The following is a 24,082-nucleotide window of genomic DNA, read 5'->3' on the forward strand; positions in this document are numbered from 1 at the left end:
TCGGTGTCCGTCTCTACAGGGACACCTTATGTACGCCGTGCCCGTTTGGCGGCGGCGTCCCGGCCGCAGGCGTATGCCAGCTGGCAGATCAGCTCGGCCGCGTCCGGCAGCCAGCGGTTCGCGGGCGTGGGCCGGCAGGCCCACTGCACCGCGCCGCTGCCGCCGATCCGGGTGGGCGGGGCCGCCACGTACTGTCCCTCACCCCGCGCGACCAGATCGATCGTCGCCGGCGCCCAGCCGAGGTTCCGTACGAGCCCGTCCACCTTGAGCGCACCGCCGGGCAGCACGAAGAACAGCATCCGCCGGTCCGGGGTGCAGGTCACCGGGCCGAGCATCACGGCCATCCGCTCCATCCGGGCCAGCGCCAGGAAGCCGGCCGACTCCGGTACGTCGAGGGCGTCGAAGGTGCGTCCCGTCGGCAGCAGGATCGACGCCTTGGGCTGCATCGTCCACAGCCTGCGCGCCACGACGGCGCTGCCCGTCGCCTGGGTGGCCCAGTCCGGCCTGGTCGCGTGCGCCCCCGGGGAGGCACAGTCGAACCGGCCGCACGAGCACTCCTCCCCGCCCTCCACCGGCTCCAGCCAGGCGCCGGGGAACACGTCCCAGTGCCGCTCTTCCGCGTACCGCACCGCGCTGTCGAGCAGCAGGGTGCCCCGCTGCTTGGGGATGTGTCCGGTGTCCGTCACTCCGATGGTCTCTTCCACGAACAACACAACTCCCGCCACCACCACGGGTTACGGGCGGCGCCGTGCCGCCGCGCCACATCGATCCCGCATGCGGGGCGCACGGATGCATGGGCGGGGGCGCGCACGACGCGGTGGCGCGGTATCCGGGTAGCGACCCCCGGGGGTCCGACAACATGTGGGAAGTACGGCGCGGAAACTGGCCGTATTTCACCGATGTTTCCGAAAAATCCTCGGATAGTTCCGTTATCGCCGAGCATGCGCATTCTCTGCATATCAGCCGGGCAGTTATCACTGAGTTGATCACTGCGGCACCAGGGGGTATCCATTGGCAGCCAGGCCTCTCGTCGCGCGCCAGCCGAACGAAAGACTTCAGACGCTCATCCAGGAAGCCGGGTGTTCCAACGCCGGGCTCGCCCGGCGGGTCAACATGGTCGGGGCGGAGCGCGGGCTCGATCTCCGCTACGACAAGACATCGGTGGCGCGCTGGCTGCGCGGACAGCAGCCACGCGGCCGCGCTCCGGGCATCATCGCCGAGGCGCTGGGCCGGAAACTGGGCCGTACGGTCACGATCGACGAGATCGGAATGGCCAACGGAAAAAATCTGGCCTCGGGCGTCGGCCTCCAGTTCGCGCCGACCGTCCTCGGCGCGATCGAGCAGGTCTGCGAGCTGTGGCGCAGCGATGTGGGCCGCCGTGACTTCCTGTCAGGTTCCTCGGTGGCGTCCTCCGCGCTCGTGGAGCCCAGCAGGGACTGGCTGATCACGGCCACCGACTCGACCGTCGCGCGCAACACCGGCGCGCGGGTGGGGGATGCGGACGTCGAGGCGGTGCGGGCCATGACCCGCGCGCTGATCGAGCTGGACCACCGCTTCGGCAGCGGCCATGTCCGGCCGGTCGTCGTCCACTACCTGAACAGCGTGGTGTCCGGCCTGCTGTCGGGGGCGTACCGGGAAGCGGTCGGCCGCCGGCTCTTCGCCGCCGTGTCCCGGCTGACCGAGCTGGCCGGCTATATGGCGGTCGACACCGGCCAGCCCGGTCTGGCCCAGCGCTACTACATCCAGGCGCTGCGGCTCGCGCAGGCGTCGGGGGACCGTGGCTACGGCGGGTATGTGCTGGCCGCGTCCATGAGCCATCTCGCCGCGCAGCTCGGAAACCCGCGCGAGATCGCCCAGTTGGCGCGGGCGGCGCAGGAAGGCGCGCGCGGGCAGGTGACCCCGCGCGCGGAGGCGATGTTCTACGCGGCCGAGGCCCGCGGCCATGCGCTGATGGGCGACACCCGTACCTGCGAGGAGGTGGCGGGCAAGGCGGTCGCCAGCCTGGAGCGGGCGGACGACGCGTCGGGCGACGACCCGGACTGGATCGGGCATTTCGACCGCGCCTATCTCGCCGACGAGCTGGCGCACTGCTACCGGGACCTGGGGCAGCCGGAGGCGGCCGGCCGGCATGCCTCGGACGCGCTGGAGGGCCACCCCGAGACCCGGGCGCGGCGACGGGCGATCGGCCTGGTCCTGCTGGCCACGGCCCAGGTCCAGCAGCGCGAGGTGGAGCAGGCGTGCCACACCGGCACCCGCGCGGTGGAACTGCTCGGGACGCTGCGCTCCAGCCGGGGCGCGGAGTATCTCGACGATCTCCAGCAGCGGCTGGAGCCGTACGGGAACGAGCCCGCGGTGCGCGAGTTCGCCGCGCGGCTGGAGCTTCAGGCGGCGTGACGGAGGCATGACGGAGGCATGAGGAGACAGGACGGATCGGGAGGGCGCGGGCGGGCGGCCGCGTACGGGGGCCCGTGAGGGCGGAGTGAGGAGGATGTGGGGGCGGCACGGGGGCATCGCGGTGACCGTGTGATCGTGATCAAGTACGGGTGGGGACGGGCGGATTCAGCTCCGATAACAGCGCCTTGAGGGGGCAGGCTGTTACTGGATCGAGGCGGATGGCAGAGGTCTCGATTCACCCGGTAGCGTGAGCCGACGGTTCCGTAGGTCCACACGTTCCACACGTAGGAGTCCCGGTGACGCACAGCGGACAAGGGGATGAGCGGCACGACCACGCCGCTCGGCCCGCGCACGAAGGCGTCGTGCTGCCCGGCGACGGCAGTGAGCCCTGGATCCCCGGCACGCCCGCGGAGCAGCCCGCTCCGGCGGGCGGGCAGCCGTGGGGGCAGCCCTGGGGCCCGCAGGACGGCCGCCAGGAGCAGCCCGGGTACGGCCAGGCGCCGGACGCCGCGCCGCAGCCGTACGGCTCCCAGGAGGGCGCCCAGTCGTACGGACCGCCGGAGGGCTCTCAGTCGTACGGGCCGCCTGAGGGTGCCCAGTCGTACGGGCCGCCTGAGGGTGCCTCGTACGGTGCTCCGCTGCCGCCGGTCCAGGGATACGAGCCGCCGCAGGGCCGGTCGTACCAGCCGGGGCACCAGCTGCCGCAGGGCCAGCCATACCACGAGCTGCCGCAGGGCCAGCCGTACCAGCAGGATCCGCAGCAGTACGCGCAGGGACAGCCGCTGCCGCTGCCCGCGCAGCCGCCGCTGCCGGGGAGCGCGGACGCCACGCAGTATCTGCCGCCCGTGCCCGCCATGGGCGACGCTGACGCCACGCAGTTCATCGCTCCGGTCCCGCAGGGCCCCGGCCCCGGTCACGGACCCGGTCCCGGCATGCTGCCGCCCGAGAGCGCCGCCGAGGCCACCCAGTTCCTGCCGCCGACCCTGCCGGCCCCGCAGGGCGGGGACGCGGACGCCACGCAGTACATCGCGCCCGTACCCGCACACGACATCCCGGCGGCGCCCCCGGGCGCTCCGTACGGCATCCGGCCCGGCGCCCCCGGCGACCGTCAGCCGCCGCCGGAGTTCGACAACCTCTTCCGTACGGACGGACCCGCCGGCGGGCAGGGCGCGGACTCGACGCAGCAGATGCCCGCGTTCGACGCGGGCCGCCGCCCCCAGCCGCACGGCCGGCCGCAGGCCGCCCCGTACGGTCAGCAGCAGCCGGCTCCGTACGGCGGCCAGCAGCAGCGCGGCTCGTACGACCCCCAGGGACGGGCGGCGCAGGAGCCGCAGGGCCGCGGCGCGGGCCGCCGCAAGTCGTCGCGCACCCCGCTGATCGCGGGCGTCGTCGTCGGCTGCGCCGTCCTCGGCCTGGGCGCGGGCGCGCTGATGAGCGGCGGGGACGACAACCCGCAGGACGACAGCAAGCAGCCCGTCGCGTCGGCGAGTTCACCCGCCACAGAACCCGCCACGCAGACCGCCCCCGACCCGGCGAAGCCGCAGGCCGAATCGCTCGACAAGCTGCTCGCGGACAGCAACGACAGCCGCGCGTCCGTGATCAGCGCGGTCAACAGCATCAAGTCCTGCGAGAACCTCGACCAGGCGGCAACCGATCTGCACGCCGCCGCCGAGCAGCGCCGCGGCCTGGTGACCCGGCTGAAGGACCTGTCGATCGACAAGCTGCCGAACAACGGCGAGCTGGCGTCCTCCCTCACCGAGGCCTGGCAGGCATCCGCCACGGCGGACGACCGCTACGCCCAGTGGGCCAATCAGGTCAAGGGCAAGAAGGGCTGCAAGGACGGCCAGGCACGCAGGACCCAGCAGTCCGCCCAGGGCGACCGGGCAAGCGGCGAGGCCACAGCGGCGAAGAACAAGGCCTCGGGACTCTGGAACGGCATCGCGACGAAGTACGGCCTCACAAAGCGGGCGCCGACACAGCTCTAGAAGGCTGCTGAAGATCGGAAGCGCACCTCCCGAGTCAGGGCGGCCAGTAGGGTGCGCCGGGTGACTAGTGCATCCCGTCTCCCGCGTACCTTCCGTCTGATCGTCACGGGGGGAGGTACGGGCGGGCACACCTATCCCGCCCTGACCGCGATCCGGACGTTGCAGTCCCGACTGGCGGCCGAGGGCGGAACGCTCGATGTGCTGTGGATCGGCACGGCGGAAGGCTTGGAGGCGCGGGTTGCCCCGGCCGAGGGCATCCCGTTCACCACGGTCGCCACGGGCAAGATCCGCCGGTCCAGCAATCCTCTCAAGATGGTGAGTCCGGCCAATGTGCGGGACATGGCCCGGGTGCCGCTCGGTGTGGCGCAGGCTCGGAAGATCGTTGCCGATTTCCGGCCGGACGTCGTTCTCGCCACCGGCGGGTACGTCGCTGTCCCCGCGGGGCTGGCCGCCCGTATGTGCCGCCGCCCGCTGGTCCTTCACGAGCAGACCGTGCGTCTGGGCCTGGCCAACCGGAAGTTGGCGAGCTCGGCGACGAGGATCGCGGTGTCGTCGGAGTCGTCGCTGGCGCTCCTGCCGGAGTCGGTGCGGGGTGCGGCAGTCGTCACCGGCAATCCGATCCGCCCCGAGGTACTGGCCGGGCACGCGGACAAGGCGGTCGAGGCGCTGGCGTTGCGCGGCTTCGACCGGCACCTCCCGACCGTGTACGTCACCGGCGGCGCCCAGGGCTCCCAGCAGATCAACGACGTCGTTCGTGACGCGCTGCCGTGGCTGCTGGGCCACGCGAACGTGATCCACCAGTGTGGGCCGGCCAATGTCGAAGCCCTGCGCCGGCACGCGGCTTCGCTGTCAGCGGAGTTGGCGGGCCGGTATTACCTGACCGGGTTCGTCGGCCCGGAGCTCCCCGACGTCCTGGCCCTGGCCGATGTCGTGGTCTCCCGGAGCGGCGCGGGCACGCTCGCCGAGCTCACCGCCCTCGGCAAGCCCGCGGTGTTCATCCCGCTCGCCTCCTCGGCCGGGAACGAGCAGGCGCACAACGCCCGTCATCTGGAAGACGCCGGCGCCGCGGTAGCCCTGCTCGGCGAGGTCACCGCGGCGAGCCTGCGCGCCGCGGTGGGCCCGCTCCTCACGGACCCCGCCCGACGGGATGCCATGGCGAAGCAGTCCCGCGCGCACGGCAGGCCGGACGCGGCGGACAGGCTCGTGGACGTGATCCTGTCCGCCGCGTCCGGCTGACCGGCGCGGGGGAGGCCCGGGGACGCCGGGGGCGCTGCGGTCGGTTACGGCGTGTGTGTGGTGTCGCCCAGGGTTTCGCCCACGTCGACGAATCCCTTCTTGTCCGCCACGAGTCGTCCCGCGCGCACCACTTGGAAGGTCACGTCCGCGTTGACGATGCGCGGGAAGCCCGGTGCTCCCAGCATGTCTTCGTAGCGCCAGCGCAGTGGCGGTGTGAGGCCGCCGGTGTCCACCCGTACACCGCGGTCGAGCGCGTCCATGATCTTCCCCGGCGTGATCACGCTGTCGTTGATCGACTCCACGACCTTCTTGAGGGCGGTGTACGCGATCCAGGTGGTCTGCACCCCGGGGTTGGCCGGGTCGATGTCGTCATCCCCGAAGGCGTGCTTCTCGATCACGTTCCGCATCGGCTTCCAGGCCGGATCGCTCGCCACCGGATACCAGCCGGTGAGGTACGCGCCCTCGAAGGGACCGCTCTTGCCGCCCGTACGGTCGACGAGCGACTGGCCGACGCTGCCGAGTACCGAGGAGACCCTGATCTCCCGGCTGTCGTCCGGAACCCGGCGGAAGGAGTCGAAGAAGGTCTCCGTGCGGTCGCCGAGCACCGCGGTGACGCAGCCGCCGTCCTGCGCGCGCTCGCGCGCCTGCTCGGCCGCACCGGTGTAGTCGGTCGCGTCCTCCGCCGCGCGGAGGTCGGCGGCGGGACCGCGACGGCCTTGCCTCAGGCCGGAGTTGAGCAGCCCGGGAAGATCGTCGCCGGTGATTGTGTCGGGCCGTACCAGCGCGGTCCGCTCGCAGCCGCGTGCCAGCTGCCGGCCGTTGCCCGCCAGCAGCGTCGCCTGGCCGCCGTTGACGGGGTAGGAGAGGAAGCTGCTGAACTCCTCCTCGGTGATCCCGTACCCGCCCAGGTAAGGGATGGACGCGGCCTCCAGCGGCGCCATGAACTCCCGGCTGTGCTGGCTGTACGAGCCGACGACCGCGACGGCCTTCTCCTTGACCGCCCGGCGCGCGCAGGTGGCGGCGCCCGCGGTGTCGTTGTGCTCGTTGCAGGTGAGGACGCGCAGCTCGTGGCCGTCGATACCGCCGGACGCGTTGACCCAGCGGGCGTACGCCTTGGCCATGGCCGGCATGCCCGGCAGATTCGTGGCATTGGTGCCGGACGGTGCCCAGGTCATGACCGTGACCGGTTCCCGGGAACCCCCCGTGGTGCCGGGGAGGACACCGCAGCCGGTGAGGAGCGAGGCTCCGGCCACCGCCGTACACAGGGCGCGTATCGCACCGGCCGGGAAAGGACGTGGGCACGAGGAGCGTCGCCGAACGGTCATAGTCCTGAAGACTTCCGGCTCCCGAGTAACGCGGGAGTGAGCATGGTTCAACGGCGGGTGACGCGGAGGTGAATTACGGGGGCCCGGACCGTCGCCTCCGCGGGGACCGTAAAGTCGAGGACTGTGCAGCAAGGTTCCGAGAACTCTTCCCGTCGCGCCCGTCGCTCCCCCACCATGGGCGGCATGCCGCTCAATGACATGCCGTGGTGGCGCTGGCGCAGCAATGTGCGCTCGGCGCTGCACATGCTTTCCGATCCCGTCTTCCACCAGGAGTACTGGCTGGCCGGCTGCGAGGGGTACGGCGACGTCACCGACGCCGTGTACCGGCTGGTCGAGGACACCTGGCTGGACAACTGGTCCGCCGAGAAGTACGTCGGCACGATCTTCCGTGACTCCGGGGAGGCCGCCCTCGTCGACCTCGCCGTGCTGCGGGTGCTGCGCATCATGCACCAGGTCGGGGCGGACGCCCCCGTCTCGGCCTATCTGGAGCATCATGGCTGGCCGGAGGCGGTACGTGCGGCCCGCGAGGCGCACGTACGGCTGGCGGCGAGCGACGGGGACGACCCGGACGTGGTGCCGACGTCGCTGGATACGCTGCGGATCATGACGCGGTCGGCGTGAGCTCATGACGCGGTCGGCGTGAGCCCGGCCGTTTCCGGGCCGCGCGGGGCAGGTGTGGGATCCTCTGGGGTCATGAGCACCGCTCCGCAGCCGACCTCGCGGCGGCCCGCCGCCGCCCCGTCCGACCAGTACGTCCTGACGCTGTCCTGCCCGGACAAACAGGGCATCGTGCACGCCGTGTCGAGCTATCTCTTCATGACCGGCTGCAATATCGAGGACAGCCAGCAGTTCGGGGACCACGACACGGGTCTCTTCTTCATGCGGGTGCACTTCTCGGCGGACGCTCCGGTGACCGTGGAGAAGCTGCGGGCGAGCTTCGCCGCCATCGGTGACTCCTTCCGGATGGAGTGGGAGATCCACCGCGCGGAGGAGCGCATGCGGATCGTCCTGCTGGTCAGCAAGTTCGGCCACTGCCTGAACGATCTGCTCTTCCGGGCCGGTACCGGCGCGCTGCCGGTGGAGATCGTGGCGGTCGTCTCGAACCACACGGACTTCGCCGAGCTGGCCGCCTCGTACGGCATCCCCTTCCACCACATCCCGGTGACCAGGGACACCAAGGCGGCCGCTGAGGCGGAGCTGCTGGAGCTGGTCCGCGCGGAGCGGGTCGAGCTGGTGGTGCTGGCCCGCTACATGCAGGTCATCTCGGACGATCTGTGCAAGCAGCTGAACGGCCGGATCATCAATATCCACCACTCCTTCCTGCCGAGCTTCAAGGGCGCGAAGCCGTACCACCAGGCGCACGCGCGCGGGGTGAAGCTGATCGGCGCGACGGCGCACTATGTGACGGCCGACCTTGACGAGGGGCCGATCATCGAGCAGGAGGTCGAGCGCGTCGGCCACCAGGTCACGCCGGAGCAGCTGGTGGCGATCGGCCGCGACGTGGAGTGCCAGGCGCTGGCGCGTGCGGTGAAGTGGCACGCGGAGCACCGGATCCTGCTCAACGGGCACCGCACGGTGGTCTTCGGCTGACCCTTCTGGAGCAGATCGCTGGGATCGGAGCGGGTACGGCTCGGGCTCAGGCTCAGAGGCGGCTCATCGCGGCCGCCGCGAACAGGACGTCCCTGATCGCCTCGCGGTCGCCCTCCTGGCCCGCCGCCGCTTCTTCCGGGGAGACATGGCCGGCCACCAGCTGGCAGAACTCGACGCCGTCCAGGGCGACCTGGGCCACGGAACGCTCGGGGGAGCCGACCGCCGCGGGTGAGTCCAGCGCGATGTACCAGTCGCCGCCGCCCGCGCCCTCGACCTCCAGATGCAGGGATCTGCCGGGGGAGCCCGCCGCCACCAGGTCCTGCGGCGGGGAGGCCAGACCGCCCTGCCGGCGGGCGGCGAGGACGGCCGGGAGCAGCCGGGCCGCCAGGTCGATCATCCGGTGCAGATGGGCGCCGCTGGGCGGGTCGTAGGGATAGGCCACCGCCTCCGCGATGTCCGCGCCGTGCACCCAGCACTCGAAGGCGCGGTCGAGCAGCGCGTCGCGCAGGGGCAGCGCGAAGTCCCCGTACGAGACGGAGAGTCCTGCGGTGTTCCGGCCGGCGTAGGACACCGTGCGGATGAGGGTGTGGCTCTGCTCGCGCCACGGCTCGTGGACGGCCCGGGTGGGCGGGGACGCCGCCGCACCCCAGAGGCTCTCGGTACGGTCGGTGAGCGAGAGGGGCGCGGCAGTGGCGGCGGAGCCGAGCGGGTCGTCGAGTCCGAGGGCGGTGGCGACCAGGCCGTCGACGCTCATCAGATGCCCGATGACCCCGGCGACCGTCGTCTTGCGGGAGGCGGTCCGCTCGTCCTCGAACCACTTGAGCCGTACCGGCGCGTGCCACTCCGCGTCGCCTATGTCGCGCAGCAGCGCGTCGAGGCGCGCGGCCTCGGCGTCGTACGGAGCGGCCCAGCCGGGCACGGGGATCCGGGCGGGCCGGCGGGCGAGACAGTTCTCCAGCACGCGCGAGCGCAGCTTCGGATCGAGATCCAGACTCCGGTCGGCGTGCAGCAGCCCGACGGCGTCGCGCAGTCGCAGGGCTTCCCCGGCGCAGGGAGCGCACTCGGTGAGGTGCTCCTCGACGAGCGCGGTCTCCTCGGCCGAACACGCGGCGAGCGCCCAGGCGCCCAGCAGGGACTTGAGAACGGTGTGCGTCAGCGCCCCCGCCGCGCGGGCCGCGCGGTGCCCGGCCGTGGCGTCGGGCCCGGCGGCTGCCGCCACCTCCATCGCCTGCGCCGGGATCCCGGGCGCGCGGCGCGGGCGCGTGGTCATGTCGTCCGGAGCGGACCTCGGCCCCGGTATGTGGGGGAACAACCCGGAATCACCCGGTCCGGAGCCGCTGTGAGGACCGCTGTGAGGACCGCCGTGAGGACCGCCGTGAGGACCGCTGTGAGGACCGTTTCGAGGACGGTCACCAGGGCCCTCGCCAGAGCTGTCGTCCGGGCCGTCTTCGGGGCCGTCGTGGGGATCGTCGTCCACGGGGCCGGTCACCGGGAGCGTCCGTTCTCCGGGGGTGAGGAGCCGTCCAGTGCCCGGGAGTTGGCCGTGGCGAGGAGTTGCAGACCCACTCGGAGCCGGCGTCGCGCCTCGTCCTCCGTGACGCCGAGGTCGGCGGCCGTCTGGCGGTAGTCCCTGCGCTGGAAGTACGCCAGCTCCAGCGCGTCCCACAGCGGCGTCGGCATCGATCTCACGATGTAGTCCGCGCGAGCCGCCGCCGAGGCCTGACGGATCTTCTGCTCCAGCTCCTCCGCCGTGCCCTCCCCGCTCGCTTCGTACGCCTCCGCCTCCGTCTGCCGGAGCCGCTCCACCGCCAGCAGGCGTGTGAGCTTCGCCACCCAGGATCTCATCGAGCCCTGTTTGGGGTCATATGTCCCCGGGTTCTCCCAGACCTGGCCGAAGACATCACGGGTGACGCGATCCGCGGCCGCGTCGTCGTCGAGCACGCGGTGGGCCAGGCTGTGCACCAGTGGCGCGAACCGGTCGTACAGCTCTCCGAGCGCGGCCGCCTCGCCCCGCGCGAGCCGCTGCTGCATGGTGCGGTCCCAGCGGGGCGGTGTGTCCTTCACCATGCGACCCCCAACCCTGTCCTTCTGGCTGCCTGTCCGCTCCTCGCCACCATCATCTCTGAGCCCGCCGTTCCCTCGAATGTAGTGGGCCGCGCCGACAACGCACGCCCCTTTGCGTCAAATGCGCCCCCACCCCCGCCGGGCAGGGTAAGGAATCTGCCAGCCTGCTCACATTGTGTTTCACGGGTGAGCGCCGGGGCAGAGGCGGCGATAAGGAAGGACAACTTCCGGATCCATCAGGGCACCCGGATCCACGAGGCCACGAGGAAAGGTCCAGGCGCGTGACGCTCACAGTGGACGAGTCCGAGCAGGGCCCGTGGACCGTGCTGCACATCACCGGTGAGCTGGACCTGATGACCTCACCCGAGGTCCGGCAGCGGGTCCACGACGCTGTCGCCGCCGGCCGTCACGAACTGGTGCTCGACCTCTCCCGGGTGTTCTTCTGCGACTCCAGCGGGGTCGGCGTACTGATCGCGTCCCGTCGGCTGCTTCATTCCTGCCGGGGCAGACTCCATCTCATCCTGCCCGCCCGCGGCTCGCAGGACGGCTCGCACGTCAACCGGGTCCTCGGTGCTCTCGGCGTGCGCCGGCTCTTCGAGGTCTACCCGGATGTGCCCACGGCCGTCGACGAAGAGGCGCAGCCGCTCTCCGCGTAATCGAACTCCCGGCAACGGAGCACACGGCGGCCTCCTGTCGTCGTACGCTCCGGGCATGGACAGCGCAGAGTACGAGGGCAAGATCGCCTCCCGGTTCGCAGCCTTCGACCAGGACGGCAGCGGCTATATCGACCGTGAGGACTTCAGCGGAGCCGCGGCGGCACTTCTCGCCGAGTTCGGTACGACCGCCCGTTCCGACAAGGGGCAGGCGCTCTACAGCGGGGCCGAGGCATTCTGGCAGGGCATGGCCGGGATCGCGGATGTGGACGGCGACCAGCGGGTCAGCAGGCAGGAATTCGTCACGGGCGCGGTGAAGCGGCTGCGTGACAACCCCCAGCGGTTCGCGGAGATCGCCCGTCCGTTCCTGCACGCGGCGATTGCCGTCGCCGATGGGGACGGTGGCGGTGTGACGCCCGCGGCGGCCGAACGCGCGCTGCGTGTGCTGGGTGTCGGTCCGGAGGCGGCGGCGCGGGCGGCCGCGGCGCTGGACGCGGACGGCGACGGCAGGATCCACGAGGAAGAGATCCTGACCAACTTCGCCGCGTACTACGTCACGCCGGAGCCGTAGGCCCTGCCAGGTCGGAGAGGTCTGTCGCGCCCGGGGCCGGTGAGGCGACCCGGCCCCGCTCGCGAAGCTCTGGCCTCAGCGCTCTGCTGCGTCACCGTGCGTGGTGAAGGAGCGGTATCGAGGCCGATACCGGGTTGTGTCCTTACGGCGGGCCGTCACAGGGCGGAGTCGTGAGTGAGCTCCGGTACGCTCCGTCGGGTGCGAGAGGTTCTGGGGCGCGAGGGTCGCGGTGTTGCCGGTACGGCGGCGCCGGGGCCCCGAATGTGCGCCGCTCGCGCGGTACAGAGGCGCTCAAAGCGCCCATGTTCGACTCCCCGCGACGTGCGTCGCACAGTATGCACCACGCGTACTCCTTCGCGCTGGAATATGCCCGAAGCGCTTGTTGCGGTGACTGTACGTCAACCATGCTGTCTCGCAAGGAAGTCACGTTCAGTGACCCTGTTGAGGACCTTGTCGAGGCGCGAGGCGATGTGTCCGCCGGTTCGGATGGTGTGAGCGGTGCAGGTGCTTCAGGTTCAGTTGGAGGTCGGGCCCGATCCCGCGGAGGTGGGACGTGCCCGTCGATGGGCCCGTTCCCGGCTTGCGGGTTCGGGTATAGAAGATGACGAGCCGGTGGCGGAGACGCTGATCCTGCTCATCTCCGAGCTGGTGACCAATGCCGTGGTGCACACGGGGTGTCCGGCCGTGCTGCGGATGCTCTTCGGCTCGGGGGCGGCCGAGGCCGGCACCGTACGGGTCGAGGTCGCCGACACAAGCGCAGCTCCACCGCGGCCGCGCCATGCGGACGGCGAGGACACCAACGGCCGCGGCCTGGAACTGGTCGACGGACTCGCCGACCGGTGGGGGTGGCAACCGGAGGGCGCGGGCAAACGCATCTGGTGCGAGGTCGACAGACGTGCGCCGGGGGTCGCAGCGGGCGCGTACGAACCGGCCACCTATGAGCCGTCGTGCGTCGTCCCGCGTCCGGCGTGATGCCGCGCGTCCCGCGTCGCTGTTGACGGGGCACCCCGGCCTGATCACCCTGGGATGAGCGATTCGTAGCGAGGGGACGCCAGGGGTTCCGTGGGTCGGACCGTGGCGCATGCGGGTCGTGGCTCGGCGTCAGCTCCTCCGGGGCAGTGGGGAGCAGGGCCTGTGCGCCGTGGTCAGCCGGGTGGTGGACGTCGCGCCGTGCTCGGGGGCGCGCGCGGCTTCGCCGCCATCCGGCTTTCGGCCCGCCGGGCCCGCCGGCCCGCTAGCTCCCCGATCCGGCCATGCCCCCGGCTGCGGAAACGGCCCCGACCCCGGATACGGCCCCGCCCCCGGCACGGAACGTACGCCGGTAGACCGTCGGCGGGACGCCCAGCGCCGACTGGAGACGCTGGCGCATCGACTGCGCCGTACCGAACCCGGCGTCCCGCGCTACCTGGTCGACCGACAGATCCGTCGACTCCAGCAGCTGCCTGGCCCGTTCGATCCGCTGCTGCGTCAGCCACTGCCCGGGGCTGATCCCTGCCTCCTCGCGGAAGCGCCGCGTGAACGTCCGTACGGACATGGACTCACGCTCCGCCAGGTCGCGCAGTTGGATCGGCTCGTGGAGCCGCGCGAGCGCCCAGCTCCTGGCGGCGGCGGTGGTCGCGAGCTGTGGTTCGGGGAACGGGCGCTGGATGTACTGCGCCTGGCCGCCGTCCCGGTGCGGCGGGACGACCGTACGCCGCGCGACATCGTTGGCGACCGCCGTGCCGTGGTCGCGCCGCACGATGTGCAGACACAGATCGATTCCGGCGGCCACCCCGGCCGAGGTCAGCACGTCCCCGTCGTCGATGAACAGCACGTCGGCGTCGACCTTGACGCGCGGGAACAGCCGCTGGAAGTGGGCGGCGGAGGCCCAGTGGGTGGTGGCGGCGCGGCCGTCCAGGAAACCGGCGGCGGCGACGACGAAGCTGCCGGTGCAGATCGAGACGACACGGGTGCCGGGACGCAGGTGGGCGAAGGCGGCGGCGAGTTCCTCGGTGAGCACGCCCTCGTCGTAGACCGGCCCGAGTTCGTACGAGGCGGGTACGACGAGGGTGTCGGCGGTGGCGAGCGCCTCGGGGCCGTTCTCGACGAGGATCGAGAAGTCCGCGTCGGTACGCACCGGTCCCGGCGGCCGCACCGAGCAGGTCACGATCTCGTACAGCGGCACGCCCGCGGCGCCCCGGGCGAGACCGAAGATCCGCTGCGGGATGCCCAGTTCGAAGGGGAGCAGCCCTTCGAGGGCGAGTACGACGACGCGGTGCGGACGGCGGTCCGGCATGGTGTGCTCCCCTGTCCCCTGTCCCGAGGTCCGTTCTCCGGACGCCCCCTGGTGGTCCAGACCACCAGTGCCCCTCCCGGAAATGTTTGCCCTGTCGCGACGCCCAGCACGCACGCTCGCCGCGTTGGCCAAAGACCCGAGTAGCTCCGCTACAAGGGCCTCCGGCCGCCTTGCGATCGCACGCACCGGACGCCGCTCCTCGACGGGCAAACATTCCCGGTCGCGGCACTTGATATCTGTTGCCTCTGTGACACACAAGCGCGTGGCGGCTCAGGCCATTCCCGGACCGACTTCCCGCCCTCCGTCCGGCGCGGCGGGTCCGACCCTCTGGAACCGTAACTTCCGGCTCTTCTTCCTCGCCCGTACGGTCGCGCGCTTCGGCGACGGGATGGTGCCGGTCGCCCTCGCCGCGGGGCTGCTCGACGCCGGGTACGGCGCCTCGTCCGTCAGCTTCGCGCTCGGCGCGTGGATGGTGTGCTTCGCCGGGTTCGTGATCGTCGGGGGCGTACTGGCCGACCGCTTCACCCCGCGCCGGATGATGGTCCTGGCGGACGGCGTGCGGCTGGTCGGCACCGCCGTGCTGGCCGCCGCCTTCGCCACCGGACCCCCGACGCTGTGGCTGGTGTACGCGCTCAGCGCGCTCAGCGGCCTGGGCGCCGCGATCTTCCAGCCGGGGGTGGCCAGCATGCTGCCGCTGATGGCGCCCGATGTGCAGCGGGGCAACGCGGTGCTGCGGGTCGCCGAGTCGCTGACGGCGATGGCGGGGCCTGCCATCGCGGGCGCGCTCGCCGGATTCGGCGGTCCCGGCCTGATCTTCGGGGTCAACGCGGCGACCTTCGCGGTCAGCGGGCTCTGTCTCTTCCTGATCCGGATGCCCTCCGTCGCCCCGGTGACCGGGGAGTCGATGCTCCACGAACTGATCGGCGGCTGGCGGGAGTTCCGGGCGCGGCCCTGGCTGTGGGGGGTCATCGCGGTCTGGTCGGTGTACGGCATCACGGTGCTCGGCCCGATCACGCCGCTGGAGGCGGTCGTCGTCACCGAGCGGCACAGCTCGGCGATGTTCGGGCTGATGATGACCGTCAATGGCGCGGGCAACGCGGTGGGCGGGCTGCTGGCGATGCGGCTGCGGCCCGGCAGACCGCTCTTCGCGGGGACGTTCGCGCTGTTCGGGGTGATAGCGAACGTGCTGGTCCTGGCGTACGACGTACCCGTGCCGCTGCTCGCCGCGGGCTTCTTCACCGGGGGTGTGTCGCTGGCGTTCTGGCTGGTCATGTGGTCGACGACAGTCCAGACGCAGATCCCGAACGAGGCGCTCAACCGGCTGCACGCGTACGACGTGGCGGGGTCGCTGATCATGCTCGCGGTGGGCCGGGCGCTGGCGGGTCCTGTCGCGGAGGCGGTGGGGCTGCGGGAGGTGCTCGTCGCGGGGGCGGTGATCAATGTGGCGGTGTGCGGCGTGCTGTTCGCGGTGCCGGCGATACGGGGGCTGAAGCGCGTGCGGTGACGTGGCGCGACCCCGGGGGCATGGCCCGATCGTAGCGAACGCTGTCCCTCGGGCCACTCGTAAGGACCGCTCCGCCCGTCGATGCTGTCTGACGTGACACAGACAACGGAACTTCCCGCGGACGGCACCCCGGCTCCCGGGCCGGCTTCTGCTCCCGGCCGCCGGCGGCGTATCCACCGGGCGTGGTACGTCGCCGTCGTCACCTTCGTGACGATCATCGGCGCGGCGGCCTTCGCCTCGCTCCCCGGTCTGCTGATCGAGCCGCTGCACGAGGAGTTCGACTGGTCACGCGGCACGATCGGCTTCGCGGTCTCGGTCAATCTCGCGCTGTACGGGCTGACCGCGCCGTTCGCCGCGGCGCTGATGGACCGTTTCGGCATCCGCCGGGTCGTCGCCGTCGCGCTCACCGTCATCGCGGCCGGGTCCGTGCTGACGGTAACGATGACCGAGCCCTGGCAGATGGTGCTGTACTGGGGCGTTCTGGTCGGACTCGGCAGCGGTTCGATGGCGCTGGCCTTCGCCGCGACGGTGACCAACCGCTGGTTCGTGGCCCGGCGCGGTCTGGTCACCGGCATTCTCACCGCGGCGGGCGCCTCCGGTCAGCTGGTGTTCCTGCCCCTGCTGTCCTGGCTGGTGGAGAACCACGGCTGGCGCCCGGCCGCCATCACGGTCTCGCTGTCCGCGCTCGCGGTGGTCCCGTTCGTCTGGCTGCTGCTGCGGGACCACCCGGCGGACGTGGGCCTGCCGGCGTACGGCGCCGAGGAGTTCCTGCCCAAGCCCGCGCCGGTGACCGGGGCGGCGCGGCGGGCGGTCTCGGTGCTCGTGTCGGCGGCCCGTACCGGCCCCTTCTGGCTGCTGGCCGGCACCTTCGCGATCTGTGGGGCCTCGACGAACGGCCTGGTCAAGACCCACTTCGTACCGGCCGCGCATGACAACGGCATGCCGATCACGGCGGCCGCGTCACTCCTCGCGGTGATCGGTGTCTTCGACGTGGTCGGCACGATCGCCTCCGGCTGGTTCACCGACCGCTTCGAGGCGCGACGCCTGCTGGCGGTCTACTACGCGCTGCGCGGCGTCTCGTTGCTGTTCCTGCCGATGCTGCTGGCGCCGTCCGTGCACCCGCCGATGCTCTTCTTCATCATCTTCTACGGCCTGGACTGGGTCGCCACGGTCCCGCCGACGATCGCCCTGTGCCGCGAGCACTACGGCGAGGACAGCGCGATCGTCTTCGGCTGGGTCCTCGCCTCCCACCAGGTCGGCGCGGCGGTCGTCGCCTTCGCGGGCGGCCTGGCGCGGGACGTCTTCGGCTCGTACGACGTGGTCTGGTACGCCTCGGGCGCACTGTGCGCGGCGGCGGCGCTGATGGCTCTGGTGATCAGGCGCACGCCGACGCCGAAGCCGGCGACAGCCGCCTGAAGACCGGGCCGCCCGGCGGACAGGACCTAACGACACGACCTAGCGGGCCAGCGCCTTCGCGATCCGGCGGGCGTCGATCGCCATTTCGCGGAACATGCCGCTGATCGGGTTGGTGAAGCCCGTGAAGTACAGGCCGGGCGCCTCTTTCGGGGAGCGGCGGCCGTGGGCCAGCGGGCGGCCACGGTCGTCCAGTACGCCGAGGTCGCCCACCAGGCCCTCCAGGGCCCGGTGGTAGCCGGTCGCCGCGATGACCACGTCGGGGGCGATCCGCGAGCCGTCCGTCAGGACGACCTTGTCCTCCTCGAAGGACTCGACCGCCGCCACCGGCTCGATCAGGCCCTTGCGTACCGCCTTGGTCAGGCCCACGTCCTGCACCGGGATCGCGCCCTCGCGCACCCGGGTGTAGAGGCCCGTGTCCGGGCGCGGCAGGCCCTTGGCCGACAGGTCGGGCATGGAGATCCGGCACAGCAGGGCGGCCGCCCGGTCCACGAGCCGGGTCGGCAGCCTGCGGACCAGGATGGCGGTCGACTGCGCGGGCCAGCCCGCCGTGGAGCGCCGCACGATGTGCGGGACGGTCCGGACGGCGAGGCGTACCCGCGCGGCGCCGCCCTCGACGAGATCGACGGCGATCTCCGCGCCCGTGTTGCCCACCCCTACGACCAGTACGTCCTTGCCGGCGTACGGCTGGGCGTTGCGGTACTCGCCCGCGTGCAGCAGTTCACCGCCGTACGACTCCCGGCCGGGCCAGGACGGCACCCGCGGCGTGTGGTTGTAGCCGGTGGCCACCACGACCGCGCGCCCGGTCAGTTCCCGGCCGCCCGTCGCGCGCAGCAGCCAGCCGGCGCCGTCGGGGGAGCGCTCGACCCCGGTGACCTCCACGCCGGTCACGATCTCCAGCTCGTGGTGGTCCGCGTACGTCTCCAGATAGCGGACCACATGGTCACGGGCCACCCAGCGCCCGAAGGACCGCGGAATCGTGAGACCGGGCAGGGCGGACTTGCGACGGGTGGTGTGGAGGCGCAGCCGGTCGTAGTGGCGGCGCCAGGAGGCCCCGACCGCGTCGGACTTCTCCAGCACGACGGCCCGTACGCCCTGCTCGCGCAGCGCGGCGGCGACGGCGAGCCCACCGGGGCCACCGCCGATGACGTACACGGGGCGCTCGTGGGTGAGGTCGAAGTTGTCGGGCATGAAAGCTGAGCGTAGTCGGCTCATGCTTGGTTGGGTCTCGGGCGAGCCCGGAATCGGTTGCGAATCGATCACAGGTGGGGCCGGCCGGTCGGCCCCTGGCGGAATCAGGGCCAGAGCAACTCCCTTGCCCAGGCATCCCCTTCGCGCCGATAGCGCAGCCGGCCATGGCGCCTGCGCGCGTCGCCCTGGAAGAACTCCACCTCGTCCGGTACGAGAACGTACGCCGTCCATGACTCCGCCTCGGCGTCGGGCTCGCGCTGGGCCCGCTCCCACGCGGCCTGGCTCGCCCGGGCCAACTCGGCCTCCGAGCCCAGTACTTCGCTCTGCCGGCCGACCAGCGCGGAGGCCAGCGCGCCGGTCGAGCGGACATGCAGATCCGCGCTGCTCTCCGCCGCGGTCGCGGTCAGGACCCGGCCCCGGAGCCGGACCGCACGGCCCTGCGCCGCCCAGTAGAAGCCGAGCGCGGCCTCGGGGCGGGCGGCGAGCTGCCGGCCCTTGCGGCTGGTCGCGTGCGAGGCGAAGTGCCAGCCGCGGCTGTCCGCGTCGTGCAGGATCAGGATCCGCAGGTCGGGCCGGCCCCGCTCGTCGGCGGTCGCGAGCGTCATCGTGTGCGGCTCGGGCTGCCCGGCCGCCACGGCCTCGGTGAACCACCGGTGGAACAGCGGGAGCGGATCGTCGGGCGCCGCCGCCGGATCGAAGGCGGGCAGTTCGGCGTCCCAGACGCGCTGGGCGTGCAAGAGCGTACGGAAGGCGTCCTGCCGGCTCTCCTGCTGGTCGTCGTTCATGCCGTCATTCAACCCCGTTCGTATCACTACACTCGGAGTGGTTTCGAGAGGGAAGGTACGAAGGCTCCATGCGACAGAACCTGGCCCGGCGTGCGGCGCTCGTGGACGCGGCCATCGAGGTGCTCGCCCGTGAGGGTGCCCGGGGCCTGACCTTCCGGGCCGTGGACGCCGAGGCGCGGGTGCCCAACGGCACCGCGTCCAACTACTTCGCCAACCGCGACGATCTGCTCACCCAGGCGGGTGGCCGGATCTATGAGCGCATGCGTCCCGACGACGCGACGCTGGCGGCCATGGCGGCAGGACCGGCCACGCGTGAGCGGGTCCTGGTGATGGTCCGTGAGGTGGTGGAGCGCGTCTCCGCGTTCCGTACGGGCTATCTCGCCCTGCTCGAACTGCGGCTGGAGGCCACCCGCCGTCCGGCCCTGCGCGCGGTGCTCACCGAGCGCGTCCGCGACGATGTCGAGGCCAATGTCCGCAACCATCTCGACGCCGGTCTGCCCGGCGATGCCGATGCGGTCAAGATGATCTATCTGGCTGCCAACTGGCTGGTGGTGGAGCAGCTGACGCTGCCGGGCGTCTTCCCGGCCGAGGAGGCCGGTGCGCTGATCGGTGCGCTGGTGGAGCGGCTGCTGCCGCCCTCGTGAGACGGGAGCGCCGACAGGGATCAACGGGGTGATCCGCCGCCGGCGTGACAGGACGGGGGAGAGGGGCACGCCCGTATCGTGCCCGCCGGCCGGTGCGCCGGCTCGCTTCGCGCGGCTACTTCGTGGGCTTCTTGCCGGTGATGCCGAGATGGACCAACAGGGCCAGATTCGGCTTCAGTTCGGCCTGCTTCACGCCCCAGCTCTGGAAGTTCTTCTGGTGCGAGGCCACCGAGGCGAGCATCACGACCAGCGAGCCCGCCAGGGCCGCCGGGCTGACGTCCTTGTCGACCTTGCCCCTGGACTGGAGCTCCTTCACCGACTCCGTGAGGGAGTTGGTGACAGAGTTGAGGATCTTCATGCGGATCTTGTTGAACCGCTTGTCGCCCTCCGCCGCGCCCAGGTCGACCACACGGAGGATCGCGTCGTGCTTGCGCCAGAAGTCGAGGAATCCCTCGACCAGTTCTTCCGACGTCTGCCAGCCGGCCTTGCCGACCCAGGAACGGCCGGAGACCAGTCCGGTCAACCCGGAGCCCTCCTTGGCCATTTCCTCGGCGATTTCGAGGACAGCGCCCTCGACGTCCGGGAAGTATTGGTAGAAAGTCGCGGGTGAAGTGCCTGCCTTCCGGGCCACGTCGATGACCTTGACGTCCCGGTACGGCGAGGAGCTGAGCATCTCGCTGAGGCAGTCGAGCAGCTTCTGCCGCGTCGCCTGCCCGCGCCGACCAGCCACGCGGCCGTCGACGGTGCGCACTTGTCCTGTCATGTCGTCAGCTTACCGAGGGGTGATCGGAGCGCGATTTGGCCGAGTGCAAATGGGGAACCGGCCCGCGCGCACCGGGGCCGGGCGAGGGCGCCGGCGGCTGAGCGGCACTCGTTCGGGTGTGAATAGTGTTATCAACAGCCTGTGGACAACTTCGGTGGATAACTCGGGGTGGCGAGGGGTTCACGCTGCGATAATTGAGCAATTGTTCTATTTCTTCCCCTGCGCCCGGGGTCATGGCCCCTTAGCTTGGCTGTGACGGGCACCACACACGGAAGGGATCCGGGCCAATGGCCGCATTCGCGGAAGGCACGCCGTGCTGGGTGGATGTGTCACTCCCCGATCTGGAAGCGGGCAAGCGCTTCTACGGAGAGCTGTTCGGCTGGACCTTCGGCCAGGACAGCGGTGCGGCGCGCGCGCACTACACGGAGGCGTTCAGCGACGGAAAGCGGGTCGCAGGACTGGTCGCCAAGCGGGACGGCAGGATGCCCACCGTCTGGGGCGTCTACTTCGCCACCCCCGATGCCGCCGCGCTCAGCGCGAAGATCGTGGCCGCCGGGGGCCGGCTGGTGCGCGAGCCGATGGCCGTCGGACGGTTCGGCGTCATGGCGCTGGCCGCGGACCCGGCCGGCGCGGTCTTCGGGCTCTGGCAGGCAGGTGACGACGCGGGCTTCGAGAAGCAGGGCCTGCCGGGATCTTTCTGCTGGACCGAGGTCTATACGAGGGACAAGGAGAGCGTCGACCCCTTCTACGAGGAGGTCTTCGGCTTCCGGAGCACGGATCTCCCCGATGACACCGTCGACTTCCGCATGTGGTCCCCGGCCGGTACGGAACCGGGCTCGGGCACCGCGATCGGCGGCCGCAGCGTGATCACGGACGCCTTCCCGGTGGAGCTGCCCGGCCACTTCCTCAGCTATTTCGCCGTCGCCGACGCGGACGAGACCGCGGCGACGGTCGTCCGGCTCGGCGGCCGGGTCACCGCACCGCCGTTCGACATCGCCTACGGACGGATGGCGGTGCTCCTGGACAACCAGGGCGCGTCCTTCGCCGTACTGGCGGAGGCGGAGCCCGAGTCGAAGCCGGGGCAGGAGGAGGACGAGAGGTAGAAGTGTGGGGAGTGTGGGGTACAAGGTGTCCGGATCGGGATGAGACACCCCGATCCGCCCCCGGGTTCGCAACCGATGCCTCCGGCAGGAAGAATCAGGCGGCACGGGGCCGTACCTTTGTGGCCCGTACGGGGAGGTGGCAGGCAAGTGGAGCAGCTGACGCAGCACGATCCGAGGCGTATCGGCCCCTTCGAGGTGCTGGGGCGGCTCGGAGCCGGCGGCATGGGGCTGGTCTATCTCGCGCGGTCGGCGTCGGGCCGCCGGGTGGCGATCAAGACCGTGCGTACCGAGCTTGCCGAGGACCAGCTGTTCCGGGTCCGCTTCACGCGTGAGGTGGAGGCCGCCCGCGCCGTCAGCGGTTTCTACACCGCGGCCGTGGTGGACGCCGATCCCCGCGCGGCGGTGCCCTGGCTGGCCACGGCGTATGTGCCCGCCCCCTCGCTCGAGGAAATAGTGAACGAGTGCGGTCCGATGCCGGCCCAGGCGGTGCGCTGGCTGGCGGCGGGCATCGCCGAGGCGCTCCAGTCCATCCACGGCGCCAGTCTCGTTCACCGCGACATGAAGCCGTCGAACGTCCTGGTGGTGGAGGACGGGCCGCGCGTCATCGACTTCGGTATCGCCTCAGGTGTCTCCAACACCCGGCTGACCATGACCAATGTCGCGGTGGGCACGCCCGCGTACATGTCGCCCGAGCAGGCGCGGGACTCGCGCAGTGTCACGGGCGCCAGCGACATCTTCTCGCTCGGTTCGACGCTCGTCTTCGCCGCCACCGGGCACGCTCCCTTCCATGGCGCCAATCCCGTCGAGACCGTCTTCATGCTGCTGCGCGAGGGCCCGGACGTGGAGGGGCTGCCGGACGAGCTGAGACCACTCATCGAGTCCTGCATGCAGATGGACGCCACGCTGCGGCCCTCGCCCGCCGACCTGCAGGCCCAGCTGGCCCCGCATCTCTTCGCGTCCGGCAGCGACGACAGCGGTACGGCCTCGGCCTGGCTGCCGGACCTCGCCACCGCGATGATCGAGCGCCGGCGGGCCGGCGGCCGGGTCATCCCGGCCGCCGTGCGCCCCGCCGCGCCCGCCGTCGTACCGCCGCAGCCCGCCCATCAGCCGCCCAGGGCCACCCCCGACTGGGACGCCGCGTGGCGCCCCGAAGGCGGAGCCCAGGCCGGCCGGCACGCCGGTCCGCACGGCGACAGGGCCGAGGCGCCGCTCGCACCCCCGGGCGGCCCGGTCCTCATCCCCGGCTCGCCGGTGCCGATCGGTCCCGGCCCGCGGGTCGCGGACACCCGGGCCATGATCTCCGTCGACGCAGGTCCCGCCACCGGCTGGATCCGCCCGCCGGCCGGGCTGAACGGCACGGAGGCGCTGACCAGCGCCGTACCGTCCCCGGCCACCCCGCCCATGCCCTCGCCCGCGCAAGCCCCCGACGGGGCGGACGCCCAGGCCCGCTGGCGGCCCTGGCGGTTCCGGATGTCCAACGACGTCTGGGGCACGCCCGTGGTCGACGGCGATCTGCTGTACGTCACCTCCTTCGAGGTGCACGCGCTGGACGTGGGCAGCGGGCGCCGTCAGTTCAAGACCAGGGACGTGGCGTGGGCGATGGCCGTCGCCGACGGCCGTATCCACGCCTCCGACGGGCCCACGCTGTACGCGCTCGACGCCAAGGACGGCGGCGAGCGCTGGCGCCTGCAGACCGACGCCTGGGTGTACTCCCTCAAGGTCGACCGCGGCACGGTCGTCACGGGCACGCGCGGCGGCGGAGTCCAGGCGTGGGAGGCGTCGACCGGCGAGAAGCTGTGGGAGACCGCCGGGGCGCAGACGGACTTCGAGACGCCGGAGGCAGGACCCGAGATCTTCGACGGCACGGTGTACGTGTGGAAGGACGCGCGGCTGGTGGCACTGGACGCGCGCTCGGGCGTCGAACGCTGGTCGTATCCCATCGGTGACGGCGCCTCATGCGGCGGTGTGCCCGTACGGGTGAGGCCCGCGTCCGACGGCCGGCTGTATGTCTCGGCGGGCCCGCGCGTGCTGTCCGTGGACATCGCGAGCGGCCATGTGCGCTGGCACTTCGAGGCGCCCGCGGTCTTCCTCTCGCCGCCCGCCTTCGCGCCGGGACCGGCCGTGACGGGCGGCGGTGTCTACCTCGCCGACTATCTCGGCACGGTGTACGCCCTCGACGCCGCCACCGGCAAGGACCGCTGGCGTATCGCGACGGAGTCCCGCCAGTCGATCGAACCGGTGCTGGTCGCCGACGGCAATGTCCATGTCGGCAGCGGCAGCGCGCTGTACACGCTGGACGCGGTGACGGGCACGCCCAAGTGGCGCTTCGCGGCGGGCGGCGAGGTCATCGGCGCCCCGGTCGTCGCCGACGGCCGGCTCCACTTCGGCTCGGCCGACCATGTGCTGTACACGCTGGACGCGAGCGGCGGCCAGCTGCGCTGGAAGCTGGCGACGGGCGGCGAGATCACGGGCTCGCCGGTGGCCCGGCGGGGCGTGGTGTACGCGTGCAGCAAGGACCGCTGTGTCTACGCGCTGGACGCGGTCAAGGGGACGGCGACGGGGCGCGGCTCGCGGTAGCGCCCCTGT

General features: G+C 71.7%; 21 protein-coding genes. 13 read left to right on the plus strand and 8 right to left on the minus strand.

Going from position 1 to position 24,082, the window contains the following annotated elements; genetic code table 11:
• Positions 1-26: 26 nt before the first annotated feature.
• Positions 27-713, minus strand: coding sequence for a bifunctional DNA primase/polymerase (locus ACZ6MZ_RS14385; RefSeq protein WP_469352350.1), 687 nt, complete (start codon positions 711-713; stop codon positions 27-29).
• A gap of 298 nt (positions 714-1,011) precedes the next feature.
• On the opposite strand from ACZ6MZ_RS14385, the gene ACZ6MZ_RS14390 reads away from it, so the two are divergent.
• The 3 genes from ACZ6MZ_RS14390 (at position 1,012) to ACZ6MZ_RS14400 (ending at position 5,615) form a co-directional block, all read left to right on the plus strand.
• The gene (locus ACZ6MZ_RS14390; protein ID WP_469351994.1) at positions 1,012-2,394 is read left to right on the plus strand and encodes a transcriptional regulator; all 1,383 of its coding nucleotides are present in this window, start codon (positions 1,012-1,014) and stop codon (positions 2,392-2,394) included.
• 296 nt (positions 2,395-2,690) lie between these two features.
• Entirely contained in the window at positions 2,691-4,379 is a 1,689-nt protein-coding gene (locus ACZ6MZ_RS14395) for a hypothetical protein (protein ID WP_389785141.1), read from the plus strand.
• 60 nt (positions 4,380-4,439) lie between these two features.
• On the plus strand, positions 4,440-5,615 hold the full coding sequence (locus tag ACZ6MZ_RS14400; protein ID WP_469351996.1) for a UDP-N-acetylglucosamine--N-acetylmuramyl-(pentapeptide) pyrophosphoryl-undecaprenol N-acetylglucosamine transferase: 1,176 nt from the start codon (positions 4,440-4,442) through the stop codon (positions 5,613-5,615).
• 44 nt (positions 5,616-5,659) lie between these two features.
• On the opposite strand, the gene ACZ6MZ_RS14405 is transcribed toward ACZ6MZ_RS14400, so the two are convergent.
• Positions 5,660-6,940, minus strand: coding sequence for an ABC transporter substrate-binding protein (locus tag ACZ6MZ_RS14405; RefSeq protein ID WP_469351997.1), 1,281 nt, complete (start codon positions 6,938-6,940; stop codon positions 5,660-5,662).
• A gap of 174 nt (positions 6,941-7,114) precedes the next feature.
• Between ACZ6MZ_RS14405 and ACZ6MZ_RS14410 the strand changes: the two genes are divergently transcribed.
• Together ACZ6MZ_RS14410 and purU are read left to right on the plus strand one after the other, a co-directional pair.
• Positions 7,115-7,561, plus strand: coding sequence for an SCO4402 family protein (locus ACZ6MZ_RS14410; protein ID WP_469352351.1), 447 nt, complete (start codon positions 7,115-7,117; stop codon positions 7,559-7,561).
• 72 nt (positions 7,562-7,633) lie between these two features.
• Entirely contained in the window at positions 7,634-8,530 is an 897-nt protein-coding gene (gene purU / locus ACZ6MZ_RS14415) for a formyltetrahydrofolate deformylase (RefSeq protein ID WP_469351998.1), read from the plus strand.
• Positions 8,531-8,582: 52 nt separating this feature from the next.
• Here the strand turns inward: purU and ACZ6MZ_RS14420 are convergent, their stop codons facing one another.
• Together ACZ6MZ_RS14420 and ACZ6MZ_RS14425 are read right to left on the minus strand one after the other, a co-directional pair.
• On the minus strand, positions 8,583-9,800 hold the full coding sequence (locus tag ACZ6MZ_RS14420) for a maleylpyruvate isomerase N-terminal domain-containing protein (protein ID WP_469352000.1): 1,218 nt from the start codon (positions 9,798-9,800) through the stop codon (positions 8,583-8,585).
• 215 nt (positions 9,801-10,015) lie between these two features.
• On the minus strand, positions 10,016-10,597 hold the full coding sequence (locus ACZ6MZ_RS14425) for an RNA polymerase sigma factor (protein WP_469352001.1): 582 nt from the start codon (positions 10,595-10,597) through the stop codon (positions 10,016-10,018).
• 278 nt (positions 10,598-10,875) lie between these two features.
• On the opposite strand from ACZ6MZ_RS14425, the gene ACZ6MZ_RS14430 reads away from it, so the two are divergent.
• The 3 genes from ACZ6MZ_RS14430 to ACZ6MZ_RS14440 all read left to right on the plus strand — a co-directional run bounded on the left by ACZ6MZ_RS14430 (position 10,876) and on the right by ACZ6MZ_RS14440 (position 12,790).
• On the plus strand, positions 10,876-11,250 hold the full coding sequence (locus ACZ6MZ_RS14430; RefSeq protein ID WP_389785154.1) for an STAS domain-containing protein: 375 nt from the start codon (positions 10,876-10,878) through the stop codon (positions 11,248-11,250).
• Positions 11,251-11,305: 55 nt separating this feature from the next.
• Positions 11,306-11,818, plus strand: coding sequence for an EF-hand domain-containing protein (locus tag ACZ6MZ_RS14435; RefSeq protein WP_384178890.1), 513 nt, complete (start codon positions 11,306-11,308; stop codon positions 11,816-11,818).
• A gap of 498 nt (positions 11,819-12,316) precedes the next feature.
• Positions 12,317-12,790: an ATP-binding protein gene (locus tag ACZ6MZ_RS14440; RefSeq protein WP_384178892.1), complete on the plus strand. Its 474-nt coding sequence runs from the start codon at positions 12,317-12,319 to the stop codon at positions 12,788-12,790.
• A 262-nt stretch (positions 12,791-13,052) separates the two neighbouring features.
• Here ACZ6MZ_RS14440 and ACZ6MZ_RS14445 read toward each other — a convergent pair whose 3' ends face one another.
• Positions 13,053-14,093 carry a GlxA family transcriptional regulator gene (locus tag ACZ6MZ_RS14445; RefSeq protein WP_389785160.1) on the minus strand — a complete coding sequence of 347 codons (1,041 nt, stop codon included), beginning with the start codon at positions 14,091-14,093 and terminating at the stop codon, positions 13,053-13,055.
• A 262-nt stretch (positions 14,094-14,355) separates the two neighbouring features.
• Here ACZ6MZ_RS14445 and ACZ6MZ_RS14450 point away from each other — a divergent pair, with 262 nt between their 5' ends.
• Positions 14,356-15,597: an MFS transporter gene (locus ACZ6MZ_RS14450; RefSeq protein ID WP_469352004.1), complete on the plus strand. Its 1,242-nt coding sequence runs from the start codon at positions 14,356-14,358 to the stop codon at positions 15,595-15,597.
• 81 nt (positions 15,598-15,678) lie between these two features.
• The gene (locus ACZ6MZ_RS14455) at positions 15,679-17,013 is read left to right on the plus strand and encodes an MFS transporter (protein WP_469352006.1); all 1,335 of its coding nucleotides are present in this window, start codon (positions 15,679-15,681) and stop codon (positions 17,011-17,013) included.
• A 39-nt stretch (positions 17,014-17,052) separates the two neighbouring features.
• On the opposite strand, the gene ACZ6MZ_RS14460 is transcribed toward ACZ6MZ_RS14455, so the two are convergent.
• Both ACZ6MZ_RS14460 and ACZ6MZ_RS14465 read right to left on the minus strand, forming a co-directional pair.
• Entirely contained in the window at positions 17,053-18,273 is a 1,221-nt protein-coding gene (locus ACZ6MZ_RS14460; RefSeq protein ID WP_389785167.1) for a flavin-containing monooxygenase, read from the minus strand.
• Positions 18,274-18,305: 32 nt separating this feature from the next.
• Complete coding sequence (locus ACZ6MZ_RS14465; protein ID WP_469352008.1) at positions 18,306-18,986, minus strand: pyridoxine/pyridoxamine 5'-phosphate oxidase; 681 nt, start codon at positions 18,984-18,986, stop codon at positions 18,306-18,308.
• Positions 18,987-19,054: 68 nt separating this feature from the next.
• Between ACZ6MZ_RS14465 and ACZ6MZ_RS14470 the strand changes: the two genes are divergently transcribed.
• Positions 19,055-19,630, plus strand: a complete 576-nt coding sequence (locus ACZ6MZ_RS14470) for a TetR/AcrR family transcriptional regulator (protein ID WP_384178904.1) — start codon at positions 19,055-19,057, stop codon at positions 19,628-19,630.
• 115 nt (positions 19,631-19,745) lie between these two features.
• On the opposite strand, the gene ACZ6MZ_RS14475 is transcribed toward ACZ6MZ_RS14470, so the two are convergent.
• The gene (locus ACZ6MZ_RS14475; RefSeq protein ID WP_384178906.1) at positions 19,746-20,393 is read right to left on the minus strand and encodes a TetR/AcrR family transcriptional regulator; all 648 of its coding nucleotides are present in this window, start codon (positions 20,391-20,393) and stop codon (positions 19,746-19,748) included.
• Positions 20,394-20,680: 287 nt separating this feature from the next.
• On the opposite strand from ACZ6MZ_RS14475, the gene kbpA reads away from it, so the two are divergent.
• Both kbpA and afsK read left to right on the plus strand, forming a co-directional pair.
• A complete protein-coding gene (gene kbpA / locus ACZ6MZ_RS14480) occupies positions 20,681-21,496 on the plus strand; it encodes an AfsK-binding protein KbpA (RefSeq protein ID WP_386878659.1) in 816 nt (271 codons plus the stop codon).
• A gap of 147 nt (positions 21,497-21,643) precedes the next feature.
• Positions 21,644-24,073, plus strand: coding sequence for a protein serine/threonine kinase AfsK (gene afsK / locus ACZ6MZ_RS14485; protein WP_469352010.1), 2,430 nt, complete (start codon positions 21,644-21,646; stop codon positions 24,071-24,073).
• Positions 24,074-24,082: the final 9 nt, after the last annotated feature.

Source organism: Streptomyces sp. NPDC042201 (genome assembly GCF_055582185.1).